Annotated in this window: 12 protein-coding genes; 6 read left to right on the top strand and 6 right to left on the bottom strand. The window is 42.4% G+C overall.

Going from position 1 to position 12,616, the window contains the following annotated elements:
- The first annotated feature begins 32 nt into the window (after positions 1–32).
- Complete coding sequence (locus VA249_RS22950) at positions 33–305, top strand: hypothetical protein (RefSeq protein ID WP_176703873.1); 273 nt, start codon at positions 33–35, stop codon at positions 303–305.
- Between the two features lie 228 nt (positions 306–533).
- The gene (locus tag VA249_RS22945) at positions 534–902 is read left to right on the top strand and encodes a hypothetical protein (protein WP_176703874.1); all 369 of its coding nucleotides are present in this window, start codon (positions 534–536) and stop codon (positions 900–902) included.
- 11 nt (positions 903–913) lie between these two features.
- Here VA249_RS22945 and VA249_RS22940 read toward each other — a convergent pair whose 3' ends face one another.
- Together VA249_RS22940 and VA249_RS22935 are read right to left on the bottom strand one after the other, a co-directional pair.
- Entirely contained in the window at positions 914–2,167 is a 1,254-nt protein-coding gene (locus tag VA249_RS22940) for a DNA methyltransferase (RefSeq protein WP_176703875.1), read from the bottom strand.
- Between the two features lie 40 nt (positions 2,168–2,207).
- Entirely contained in the window at positions 2,208–3,995 is a 1,788-nt protein-coding gene (locus VA249_RS22935; RefSeq protein WP_176703876.1) for a PcfJ domain-containing protein, read from the bottom strand.
- A gap of 98 nt (positions 3,996–4,093) precedes the next feature.
- On the opposite strand from VA249_RS22935, the gene VA249_RS22930 reads away from it, so the two are divergent.
- Complete coding sequence (locus VA249_RS22930; protein ID WP_221072336.1) at positions 4,094–5,245, top strand: ERCC4 domain-containing protein; 1,152 nt, start codon at positions 4,094–4,096, stop codon at positions 5,243–5,245.
- Between the two features lie 53 nt (positions 5,246–5,298).
- Here VA249_RS22930 and VA249_RS22925 read toward each other — a convergent pair whose 3' ends face one another.
- From VA249_RS22925 to VA249_RS22910, 4 genes are all read right to left on the bottom strand, one after another.
- Positions 5,299–6,099, bottom strand: a complete 801-nt coding sequence (locus VA249_RS22925) for a hypothetical protein (RefSeq protein ID WP_221072331.1) — start codon at positions 6,097–6,099, stop codon at positions 5,299–5,301.
- 4 nt (positions 6,100–6,103) lie between these two features.
- Positions 6,104–6,997, bottom strand: coding sequence for a hypothetical protein (locus tag VA249_RS22920; RefSeq protein ID WP_176703879.1), 894 nt, complete (start codon positions 6,995–6,997; stop codon positions 6,104–6,106).
- 88 nt (positions 6,998–7,085) lie between these two features.
- Entirely contained in the window at positions 7,086–8,216 is a 1,131-nt protein-coding gene (locus tag VA249_RS22915; protein ID WP_176703880.1) for a phosphoadenosine phosphosulfate reductase domain-containing protein, read from the bottom strand.
- On the bottom strand, positions 8,209–8,409 hold the full coding sequence (locus tag VA249_RS22910) for a hypothetical protein (RefSeq protein ID WP_176703881.1): 201 nt from the start codon (positions 8,407–8,409) through the stop codon (positions 8,209–8,211). Before VA249_RS22910 ends, VA249_RS22915 begins: the two co-directional genes overlap by 8 nt.
- A gap of 116 nt (positions 8,410–8,525) precedes the next feature.
- Here VA249_RS22910 and VA249_RS22905 point away from each other — a divergent pair, with 116 nt between their 5' ends.
- The 3 genes from VA249_RS22905 to VA249_RS22895 all read left to right on the top strand — a co-directional run bounded on the left by VA249_RS22905 (position 8,526) and on the right by VA249_RS22895 (position 12,591).
- Positions 8,526–10,688, top strand: a complete 2,163-nt coding sequence (locus tag VA249_RS22905) for a hypothetical protein (protein ID WP_176703882.1) — start codon at positions 8,526–8,528, stop codon at positions 10,686–10,688.
- 84 nt (positions 10,689–10,772) lie between these two features.
- Positions 10,773–12,215, top strand: coding sequence for a GlyGly-CTERM sorting domain-containing protein (locus tag VA249_RS22900; RefSeq protein WP_176703883.1), 1,443 nt, complete (start codon positions 10,773–10,775; stop codon positions 12,213–12,215).
- Positions 12,208–12,591 carry a hypothetical protein gene (locus VA249_RS22895; protein ID WP_176703884.1) on the top strand — a complete coding sequence of 128 codons (384 nt, stop codon included), beginning with the start codon at positions 12,208–12,210 and terminating at the stop codon, positions 12,589–12,591. Before VA249_RS22900 ends, VA249_RS22895 begins: the two co-directional genes overlap by 8 nt.
- Positions 12,592–12,616 lie beyond the last annotated feature (25 nt).

The raw sequence follows: 12,616 nt of genomic DNA, 5'->3' as shown, positions 1-12,616 counted from the left end.
CGCAAGCAATAAGGTCAATTGGAGGGAAAAGTATGAAAGCTACGGTATTCAAAAGTATTGGCAATATTGATGTTCGAAAACGGCTGTTAGGATTTTTTACGTTAGTTCTTATGTTACTTGTTTACAAACAATTTGGCGCTTACGTGCAGAAAAATAAAATTTCAAATGCAGCTAATGAATACGCTCCTTTGGTTAGCGAGTGCTTAGAGCAAAGTAGTACGCTTGAATGCCTTGGGAAGTTAAAGCTCATTGCAGACAAAGCGACTTTCGAAGCCACACAAAAAGTAGCTTTAGAGCAAAATTAGGGGGACGAAAATGCCTAAAATTCCGACTGAAATAGCTTTGACCTTAGCTGTAATTCTTGGGTTAGGCTCTATCTGGTTTGCAGAGTCAAACTTTGGGCGAATGTTTGGATTGTGCTGCTTTGGCTTTAGCGCATACCACTTATCAATGTTTTATATCAAAAGAAACAAATCTTAGGGGAAAGTGCAACTTGCTATTTGAAATATACGTCATTTGCAAAGGTAATCCTCATGTTAGAAAACGCCCTTTATATATTTGCCATAGTGGTTTGGTTTGCGCTGTTTGCACGCGCAACCATGTGGTGTGAACCCATCGCGTGGGCTGGCTTTTTAGCTCTACCCTTGTTGGCTTGGTTACTCGTAGATATACCAGTGAGTGATTTGACTATCACGACAGCGTGCATTCTATTTTGGCTTGCAATCGCCGCTCGGGCTATCATGTGGTCTGACATAAAAGCATTTTGTATTATCCTGTGTCTACCTTTGATAACCGTGGCTTCGTGGTACTTTTTCTCTAGCTTGTTATTAGGACACCTACTGACGCTTGGTTTGTTTGCCAGCTTTTATGCGGGAATAATCATTTCATTCATGTTTAAATGATGGGAGTCTGCTCATAGTGCTTCACTTCCATTTTGATGATTAACGAACAGAGGGTTTATGTAGACCTCATCGGCCAGATCTTTAAAACGAACAAAGCTACCTTTGACGTATTCCATCACACGCTCTATGGCCAACCAATTTCGACCTGTTTCTTCACAAGCGGCAGCGATACCGCCAGAGCCAGAAAATGGGTCAACGACCAAAGCTTGCGGTGGGGCGAGAAACTCAACCAAAAATTTGCATAATTTGTATGGCATAACCGCAGGGTGACGCGGTAGTTGTACACTATCGCAATAACGATGTACTGCACGATTGGCTTTGCATGTGTTGGCAAAGTAAAGGTTGTTTGCAGGGATCTTACCTTTGGTTAAGTCGGTTTTACTGTAGTCACCGACCCTCTTATTGTGATTTCCACTGGCACTTCTTGATGATTTGCGGGCACCGCCTGATCTTACAAATTTCGTGTGAGACTCAGTATGTGGCAATCTAACGCGGCGATTATCGCTCATTAGATGCTCCGCATTATTGGTGAAGTGCAGGATCAATTCATAGCTGTTATGCAACATAACGGTTTTGGAACTTGTCCACGGTTTGGGACCTGGTGACTTGTTACTTATCCAAGGATAACGATCAACAAGTTCAAGGTTTAAATCGGTGAGCGCCAATACAAGCCTTTCGATGTGTGTAGTGCGTGCTGGACGTTTGGGTTTAAAAGAATCGACGCCTACAACAAGTGCAATTGAAGCACCTCTTGCTAATCGTGGGAGTAACAGCTCAATCGTTTCGGTAATAAAGGTTACCCAATTGATTTCATCGGTTGGTCCACCATAATCCAACGATTGCTGTATGCAGTATGGTGGTGAGGTGAGACACAGCTGAATTTCACCATCAAGCAAATCGTTATTTAATACCGCCTTATTATCCGCGCAGACCATCAAACCTAACTTGGTAGATAATGCAATCACAGCTTTGCCTTTCTCGACTGTATGCAGCTTGGCTTTGGATTCACCATCAAGCTCCCAAATGCCTCGACCACAATTGACCAGTAGACGCTTTTGTTTGAGAGATTGTTGCACCCAACGAACCGCGCGCATATAAGTATTCACGTTCGATTGGTCGCCTACTTGCTCATAGTGGTCACTAATTCGCACCCCCAACATATTTTCTAGATGTTGGTATAATGCTTTTTGAGTCAATCGCCCACCGTTTTCGAGGTAGGCGTTTTCTACTGCGTTGAACAATTCAAGTTGTTTGCTATTTTGCATAAGCCACTCCTCCATACACACTATTAATGTAAAGGGGTAGTTAATCCCGACAAACCTCATTGATTGTCATTAATTCCTGAATGAAATCTGAAGCCATGAGGTCAACATTGTACGGCACGCCTGAATTGCAAAAGCCATGGGATTCTATGATGTCACCGGTATTTGTGTTGCAGAAAAATGTGTACCCATGCTTGAGCGGTTTATCTTCAGCATGCAGGCTAAAAATAAACGCGTTTTTGTTGAGAACATCGTTTTTGTAGGGGTTATCGTAGATACAGTGCCTTTGATCATTACCGATGGTAAAGATGTCATGGGTACTTTGCGGCATAAATACTCGGTAATTCGTTCTTGATTCAAAAGCCCTGATCAACCTCGTTAAATGGGTCTGAGTGAATATTTTGGGCAGTAGGTTGTTTTCTTCAATGGCACTGCGACGATTTTTACTTAGTAGGTAGTTATGGAATCGGCAGCTAATGTCCCTTGAATAGCGGGTCAACCATGTATTGATTTCTGATTTGTATTTCCGCTTTAAGCACTCATGCTCAACAGCCATTATTTCATCAATAAGCTCAATACAGTCAGCACAAATACGTGCTGATTGTGGGTCATGCGATTGCATACCAATCACTATATCGAGTAAATCAGGAAAATATTGGCAAACCCGCTCTGTCATTTCCGGGCTAAGTGACAAAGCTGCAGGGAGCACATTGGCATTGTTGATTTTAGCCAAGCTTTCTAAGTAGGTGTGACGATCTAGTTTTTCATCTTTGATATGCATTGTTCTCAGTGCATAGATGGCTTCAATACCTAAGTGTCTATCATCAAACTTTAGATTCAGCCCCGCCTCCAGAAACCGCACTTCTTCTTTATGAGCCGATTGAATCAAGCATCGAACAAAATCCCTGATCCCCGTTTGATTGACTAACTGAGCAAGGGTGAATCCCTCATTCATAAGAACCACCAGCGACGAATAACTTTGCATAAGAGGCGGCAGAGTGGTGATGTCTTCGCGTAACGCAATTAAACGAAACATATGTAAGATTTCAGTTTCGGACATTGAAGCGTCATCAAGGGTGTTTAATTCCACCAGTGTAATGGCATCAACGATGGGTAAGTTTAAATTCGTCACTATGGCGGTGCGATGTTGCGTTACCTTGGCTTTGCTGCTCAATTTGTCGTTGAACAGCTCATTGGCAATCTCAAAGTTTAGCTGACTTGATTTAGCCAGCGACAATCTGATTTCCTCCATCATTAGGTCAGCTCTGGTGATAGTCAGGTCGTGCCTTGTCATGGATTCAATCTTACTGGCAAGGTTACTGTCTAAATTTTGTTTTTTAGACAACATTAGGGCTTCTTGAAGCGAGAGGTTGTCTTCACAGCACAGATTCAACACTCTATCACTGGTGTTTGGGTGCTTTAGTAGGTAATACCGACAACGGCTCGTACCCAAGACATTGAATACACATTCGAGCGTTTTCTCACAACTCGATATGTTTTTCACTAAGGAAAGTAGACTGACTTTGTGAGTTAAAACCTCAGCGATGGTCAGCAAGATTATCGGAGTAGTTTTCTCGTCTTTGATCAGATTATTGAGAAGAGTGGATTCAAGCTTATCTCGCAGCTTGGTATTGTTATTTTCGATGACCAGCTGCTTTACATATTGAATGACACAATCAGGCACTTCTGGTGATCTACATAGTGCAATGATCCATTCGTGGCTGTGCTGACTTAAACACTCAACCATCTTTGCATAAGGTACGCTTTCAACTAAATTTGAAAGCAGTGCACCAGTCAATTCTGGGTAGTCATGTATCGAACGTTTTTGCATGGTAGGCGCCTCCGTTTGAAGCTATAAGCGAAAAACGCTTGTCGGCAAATTGCTCTGGTTTATGTTTTATCTCGAATCCATATTTAAGGAAGAAAGTCATGGTTACGTCGATGTTATTTACGCTGTGGAGCAAAGGTCAAACGTTCAGAGTTTATGTGAAAGGCGGACAGCAACCAGCTGTGCTTACGATTGGTCGAGACAAAAAGCTAAAGTGTGACTGTGATGATGATCTGTTTGCGAAGCGAGTCTTGATGGAATTAGAGCAGGGAGGAGTTGACGTTGCCGAGTCAGTAACTACGACGCAACTCATTGAGCGATTTAAGTCATCCTCTTTGCAGTATCAGTTTTCCGGTGACTTGAAAGACGTTCATTCTTCACCAAAGAAACGAGCCATCCAACCGGAAGTAAGATTTGATGGGGTCGAGTTTAAGACGCCCAAACAACTTCACGATGAATCTTTGTTTTACGACCTCTACAAGATCCCTTACCGAGATAGAAAGCTGCTCGCTGATCTTGAACTGATATGTGATAGCCGAGAGCCTGAATCGCTACAGGAGATGTTGCAGAACTGCATTATCGACAATGTAAAAGTGAGCGCCCTTGAAATTGGGGATGTGATGATCTCGAACCCCGGTAATAACGACACCATCATTTTTGAAAGAAAGACTGCAACTGACTTAGTTAACTCCATTAAGAGCGGTCATCTACACGACCAAGCGGAGCGACTTTTTGATTACCAACATGCATTGATGAGCAATGGAATCCGATGTCGGGTTATTTGGATAATTGAGGCGGATCACAATGGCAACCACAGTTATTACAACTCATTACCAGATTTGGTCAACCTAGATGGCGTCAGCAATTACCTGATAGGCATTCTCAATCAACATATCCTCCATACGTTTTCGACAAAGCACACAGCTTACGCCATCAACAAAATTGCTTCAGGGTTCTTCGAACAAGCCCTGTTTTATCGAGTGAACACGGCTCGAACTAAAACTCAAAGACCATCTGAAGTGTTGCAAGCCACAACAACCAAATCAGAGCATGGTGTGAGTGTATCAAAGCGAGAGGGTGCAGGGCTCTTATCTCAGATTAATGGCATTAATCAAACAGTAGCGGAGGCTTTAGCCAATCAAGGCGTCACGATTGCGAAGCTGTGCAAAATGAGCCACAAAGAGTTATGCGGCATCAACGGGGTGGGGCCTAAAGGCGCAGACAAAATCATGTTGGCTTTAGGATCTAATTAGGGCGATTTCCATAATCGCCTATACTAGGAAAGTGATGAATAACAATAATGGGCTTATAGGTATATCCACGGAGATGACAGATACTGTGAGTGAACTTTAATATCTTTGACTGCATTATTCGCAGATTCTACACTGTATTCAGCCTCGTCACTCGCTATATCAAATCGATACAGGTTTTTGTTTTCTTTCCACATACTCTCAATCTTCTGATTTATCCAGTCGAGGTTTGGCAAGTTATCATAAGAACCCCACTGATCGTTTTCTGGATCGGATTTGTCTAAACCATTCCACCAATCATCACATTGCTGGTTACTCATTGTTGCTCCTCCAACGTCATAGTGCCACTCATTCAACTCAAGAATGCTACAAAGGTTCAAAAGTACTTTTAAGTCATCTGAGTACGTTAGAGTATAATATTTACTAGGGGATCTTTTGAGTTCATGCAATATTTCAGAATCAGTCAATTCAATAAGCGATTTGAATATGTCTCTGCGATGCTCAGCCTGTAAAGTTTCCCCGTGCAGATAGCGATCGCAAAACCAACCGGTCATTAATGCGTTGTTTTTGGTATCAAGCAGAACCACACCTGACACTTCAATGTTTGTGTCACTCAAATCTTCATCTGTTGGGAGCGATAGCGTTATGGGTAAAATTTTCTCTTTTGCTAGAGCCAGTTTTGCGAAGATTTCAATCGGAAACCTGGAAATAAACCGATAGCGACCCGTTCTTGCGCCATCGTAGATATCCGTAAAATCGACTATGCCTAAGTTGCTAAGAGCTAACTTGGTTAGCTTTTTACCATCAACTTCAAGTGTGGTTACTGTTACTTGAGAATCTGAAGTTTCTATATCCATTTTATTACTCATTTACTAACTTGCCATCTTCAATCGATTTTCGTTCTTTTGCATACCTTTCGACGTCTTCAGTGAAAGTTGTCGGTTCAGCGATTTCCACTTTTATGCTCGGGAGTGTCGTGACCATAAGCTGCTTATCAGTACGCTTATTTATGCACTCAACGAGTGATTGGATGGTATTGGCATCTGCAACTACTTTTAATGGCTCAGGCGTAGGACAAATAAAACCATATTCATCAGGTCCATTTGAAATTTGCTGGATATCAAGCTCTCGTATTTGATGACAGTTCCGAGTCATACGAATCGTAGATAGGACGTTAAGCTCGCCCCTAAAGTCGATGGCGATGCTACCCTCTCCATAACTAAAGAGCATCATATCAACTGGTAAGCGGCCATTATCAGACATAATGGCTTGTTGAGCTTGAGCAATACTCATGCCTCTGAGTGGATAGATGGTGCAGCCGCCGAAGATGCATGGATTCATCTCGTTAAATTGAAAATTCGCATCTGACAGCAGAAACAATATCATCGTGTAAGGCAGTTCAATACCCTCGAGCAGTAACTTGTCTAAGCTGGATTCATTATATACATCCCGCAGCATTCCTTGAGCGATAGGGTGCTCTACCTTACCACCTTTGCTCGTGTAACTTAGAAAATCGCTTACATCTTGCTTATATAAATACTCGACCGAACTGTTAAGCATGCGAGCTTCGTTCTCTACGATTTCAAGCAGTGTAGAGGCTATTGGATCATCATCAATGCAATACCAATCGTCGTGAGGCTGTGTTGCCAAAAAAGCGGCTCTAAGTGTTTTGTAATCAAGTGACAGTATTTCTTCTTGCTCAACCCACTCATCATTGCACTTTGTAACATACTCGTGTCTGTATCGATGTTCCATGGTTTTCTCCAGTGCCCGTTCGATAGTAGCACTTTAAACTATAACCAACTCAAACAGTTTTAGTTAAAAGTGCCTCGATTTATGTGACTTATATTGCGCCTGCGCTTTCACTTGCGAACGCCCCGGGCGGCAGTTCCCAGTTCTCTTCTGGCTTATTGAACAATGGAAGCTTGTACTCAGTATCCATAGCCTGCGCCAACGCCTCACTGTCATCGATCTCAAGTGGACTGGTTGATAAAGCGCGCTCTAATATATTTTGACCTGTTCTGCAGATGGTCACGCCAAACTCTTTCTCGTATTCGGCTATTTCATGCACTCTGTCTGGCCAGTGGTGGTATATCGTTGACCAAATTTTAGGCCCGTTGAAAATACAAGTCATGCATGACGACCTTGGCCAAGAAAGGCGGTATGGTACTGGACTGATAAATCGCCAATCAGCCAATATTTGCCACACATCTTCTTCGCTTAAATGCAGGATAGGACGCCATTGGTCAACGATTCGCGGCTTACGTGGATTCTTTGATCCTCGCATTGTATCTGCACTGTGTCTTATCAGCTGTTGAAACTTAGCACGACCAGGAGATTCTTCACGCCTTTCACCCGTGCACATTAAAACGTTTTTACCTAGAAACCTGTCTTGGTGTGTGATGTGCTTGTTGCCAACTTCAATTTTGCACGCACTTGAGCACCAACGTGTTAGAAGCGATCCTGAAGTTTGTGGGAACATTCTTCTTGTGCCAGGCTTCTGTCTGACTCGATTAATGGTTTTAAACCCCTCTGGCGTCTCAATGACAATAGGTTTGGATTGGCAGTTTTCCTTGAGCATTTCTTGTTTAAAACCACCGTCTAACCAGCTGAAATAGGTCTTAATGCCTAACGCCTCACCAATCTTCTTGGTCATGTCCTCAATGAACGGCCAATCCATGAAGTGCGGATTTCCTCGACCATCCACGATGTGATGGATAATCTCGATCTTCTCTTTTGGGAAACCCAAATCAAGTAAGCGCTTAATCATGCAAAGCGAGTCTTTGCCACTTGAGCTGGCTACCACAGCCACATCGTATTGGCTCAAGTCAATGTCTTTTGCCGAGTAGAAATTAAAAGGGTCAGCCGGCTGCTGGTGGATGATGCCTCCTTTCTTAACTTGAAGCAGCTGCTCTGCTAGCGACGGGATGACGGTCAAATCATCAAACATATCGACCTGATAACCGCTACCCATTGTTGGCACGCTCTTCGTGACGACGCAAAGCCACAATACCTGTAAGAGTGAGATTGCCGCTTTTATTAAGTTTCGCCTTAACCATATCAATCTGTTTTTGATGTTGAGGGTCGACGTTAGTCTTGTTCAGTTCCGTTTGGGCTTTCTGGATCAGTTCGTATGCATAAGCCATTTTTTCGATGCTTGTTTTCATTATTTCTCCATGTGTCTGTGAGTGACATGGATAAAGTAACCCTCAATATTAAGCCGACAAATGCTGAGCAACTTTTCGCTTATTAGGAGGCAATATAAATAGAAAGGAGCATCGCTATGACGAAAAGCATCAACAACAATTCAACACAAAACTCTGGTGAAAACTGTCCTTTAAGTGATTATTGTCGAATCATGGGCGTGGATATGGAAGCATTATCAGCGATATTGCGTAGCAAAAATGAGCTTGATGAGTCATTCATTGCCCCTCTGTTATCTTCGCCAAAAGCGAGTTTTACTTATCAACACTTGCTGGGAAATTATTCATTTACCAATGAAGAATTTCAATTGCCACATGAGTACCCAACGTTAAGTATGTTGAACTTTAGAAACATTCAGGGCTCATTTTCAGATTTGTTATTGAAGTTAAAAGTGATAGACAAACGCTCACTTACCTATGTTCAAGAAAAGTTTAGCAACGTGATTAAGCCTTACACTCGTATCAAGATGGCTTCCGCTATAGAAATCGAATTAGTTAGAAGATTTGGGTTATTGCAAAGGCATAATATCAATACGATATTCAACAATAACCTAGAACTACGAGTGTTTAAAAAAACAGCTCAGACATTTGGTTTACCTGCGTTTAACTCAGCAGTTGAATTTTATGAACTTTACAACACAAGCAACGATCTCGAGAGAGATAATTCCCTTACAAACCTAGTGAGTTCACTATCTAACATCAGAGTGATTTACCCAACGGTCTGCTTTTATATTCAATTATGCAAGGTCGTCCATTCAAAGCATTCCGAGTTAAAAACCATGACGACAGCGGAAAATGACCTTTTTGAATTATGTTCTTACGTTATGGCGACGATGACGGAAAACCATTTGCTTTCTTATCAACTTTCCCTAATTGTCAATGAGCCCAATTTAACAAAGCTTATAAACACGGAATACCTAGAAACCTTGCCGTCCTTTAGAAGAACGAGAGCTATCGTTCAAAGCCCATGGTTGCAAAAGAAAGTGTCGGAAGCAGAGGCTTTGATGCCTTTACTAGAGCCCTATTTTCAAGATGAGTTTGAAAGAAATGAAGTTAGGGCAATATACAAGGATTTTGCAATAAATTATCTAAGTACACTTCTACAAGATGTGACACCAGATGATGCTATTGAATCGCTTCTTTCTCTTCAGAAGATGGATTCAAAAGAGCAAGCGACATCTTGGATTGCAGAGGTGAACACCAAAACTAAACTTTATGACCTACTCTGCCGGACGGATTATGACCTTGTTTCTGGTGAGCAGCGTTCTCTCGCCAGTCAGCTTAAAACGATTAGAGATTTGTTGATGCAGAGGTTGTTGAACACGCCGGAAAAGTACACGCCTCTGATGAAAGGTGACGGTGGCCAGGCAATGCTAGAAAAGGTAAGTGATTTGCATGAAGTCATTGCCAACGCCGTCGACCAAACCAATGAAATGCTCGAAAAAATTGTCAATTTGGCCAATAAGCAAGATGTCACGCAACTAATGCAGGTAACCTCTGACTTAGTTAAAACGAAAGAGTCTTTTAATAAAGAGTTTTCGGAGTTGGGAGTATTGACCTGCAAACGCGTTACCGCCTTTTTTGAAGATGTTCAGCACCTCGATAGAGCACGGCAAACATCTCTAACCGAGGAGGAGATTAACTCATTACTTGAGATGGCAGAGCAAGATATATCTGTGCTTAAGGATAAGGTCCAAAAACTCAACCGAACAAACCTTGCATTGCATCAGGAGACCTTATCACTCAAATCGAAACTGTCTTTAAATACCGATGGTATATCCAACGATATGGCAGAGTGCTTATTCGGGCATCCAACGGTTATTCATATCGTGGATGTGATTAAGCAGCAATACCCATTCGTTGTCTTTGCAGATGATTTTGATGACACCATCGCGCAGTGCCAGTATGAGAATCCTAATAAGCTGTTCGAGATGTTATATCGACTGTGTAGTGAGTATTTCCCTGCCATTCTATCAGGTCAACCTGATTCCGTTAGTAAAGAGATTTTTCATGGTTGTTACGCTTCTCGTGAAAGCAATTTTACGTCGAATAATAAACGTTTTGCGCAAGAGCGAGAGTTTAAGTTCAACGGTGAAACGGTTATGCAGCTCAAACATTTAACATTGGGCTCTGCTATAGATGCGCGTAAGACGGTGCAAGTATTCTTTGATATTAGCGATGAAAAGCAACTTCGCATTGGTTACATTGGTGCCCACTTAAGCACCAGTTCAATCAAACCATAATCGGTTATTTGGCGGGGTAATGCCCCGCTTATCTCCAATCCCTTTTTCGCTTGTATAGAAGCAACGTAGAAAAAGGAATGTTATATGAAGCTTCAAAAATCAATAATCGCAATGCTTTGCCTTGGCGCATTGCCGTTTACGTCCCAAGCAGTCGTTGACTCTGCCCCAACTCCTTTAGTGTCAAACGGCGAAGATACGCCAGCCTCGGAGTATCGTGACTACTTGATTCATTTTATTGCTAACGATATTTCCTATTGTACTGGTCAGTTAATTCACCCTCGATTCATCTTAACCAATGTTCATTGTATGGATTACCCAGATCCATATGCCGACCAAGCATTGACTATGCATATTGAGCTTTTCGGCGGCATGACAAAATTCAATAGCGATCATGTTCTTGCGACGGGTGTTGTTGGTGTTCATCGTTTGGTGCATGGTGATTTGGATATAACAGGGGAGTACCTAAGTTATTTGAATCAAAACATTCAAACCAAAATTAATGAATGGACAGAGGCTTTATATGGGTCCTCATTTACAGGGAAGTTACTATTTGAAAATCTGGCCCCTGAGCTTGAAGAGGGGGCGGCAGATTTAGCGTTAATTGAATTAAACCAGTCGATAAAATTAAGCAGTATCGCTTTACCACAGCGCACACTTAAGCTGCAAGATGATATGACGTTTGATGAGTTTGCCTTTGAGCATACGTTCGCAACCCGTGATTGGGTAATGCGTGGTTTCGGATCTTCCGGCTATGATGACGTCCCAGATCCCACCGTACTCCAACAATTCTACCCAAAATTTGTCGTTGAATCGCATCAGGTGGACTGCACGTTTTACGAAGATGACCTCGAAGATCAAGCGCGCTTGTGCGAGGGTGGTGTGCCGATGGTAAATGAAAACTTGGGTGTGCGTATAACCCCTAGAATTGAAGCTTTTACTTTCAATGAGCAGCTACCTGTTACTGCTGCGCAACCTGGAGACTCTGGAAGTGGCGTGTACGAACTAGGCACGGATAATGTCTATTCGATAGCGACTCATCGTTACAATGGTATTGATAGCTTTGGTAATGTCGTTTGGGCTAACGGTATGATCACGCTTGATCATGTGTTGTATGAAATGGCTCGTCGTATTGACGATATAGCCGCCCCAACCGATGTGTACCTGAATGGTCAAACTCAATCGTCTATTTCGTTTTCCATTCAAAATCACACAATGGAGCCGGTCACCATTTCGGAGATGCTTGGTAACCGTGAGGTTACTTCAGATTGTGGTGAAAGCATTGCACCAACAGAATCATGCTTAATCACGGTGGATTATTCAAATGAACTCGAAAACGCTTCAATCGACTTTACAGAGACATTCCACTTTACTGATACCGCTTACACGACGGTTCACGTACAAGTCACGCCACCAACGATTAACTATGGGGAGAAAAGTGGCGGCTCTACCGGTCTTTTAAGCCTGCTCGGTTTGCTTGTGTTTGTTTTTCGCCGTTCATTTAAAAAGCAGGAGCCATGCCATGCGTAACAATAAAGTTGTGTCTTATTTCATATTTTGGTCAATGTGCTTGTTTTACTACAGCGTGCTTTATTCGGCTATCGCAAACCAGAACACCGATGTCGGTGATATGAGCGAGGGATTGGTATCTATTTTGATCTTTCTCGCCACTTTTTTAACGGTTTGCGTTACGTATGGTGACACGACTGAGTATGAAAAGTATGCCACTCCCCGAGTTGTTCCAATTTGGCTCGATATTGTCTTCATTCTGATAAATGCATTTGCTGGATGGTATTTAAGTAATTTCATCATTGTTTTTGCAAGCCTGGTCATTCTGCTGACTTACAAAAAAACGGAAGCAGTCCGTACCAGAATTCTCTCAGATTCTAACCACATCAATGACTGAAATTATTCATGCGGCACTCACTCTC

The organism is Vibrio alfacsensis (genome assembly GCF_019670485.1).
In the GTDB taxonomy this organism is placed as follows: domain Bacteria; phylum Pseudomonadota; class Gammaproteobacteria; order Enterobacterales; family Vibrionaceae; genus Vibrio; species Vibrio alfacsensis.
This window is presented reverse-complemented; position numbering and strand designations above follow the sequence as displayed.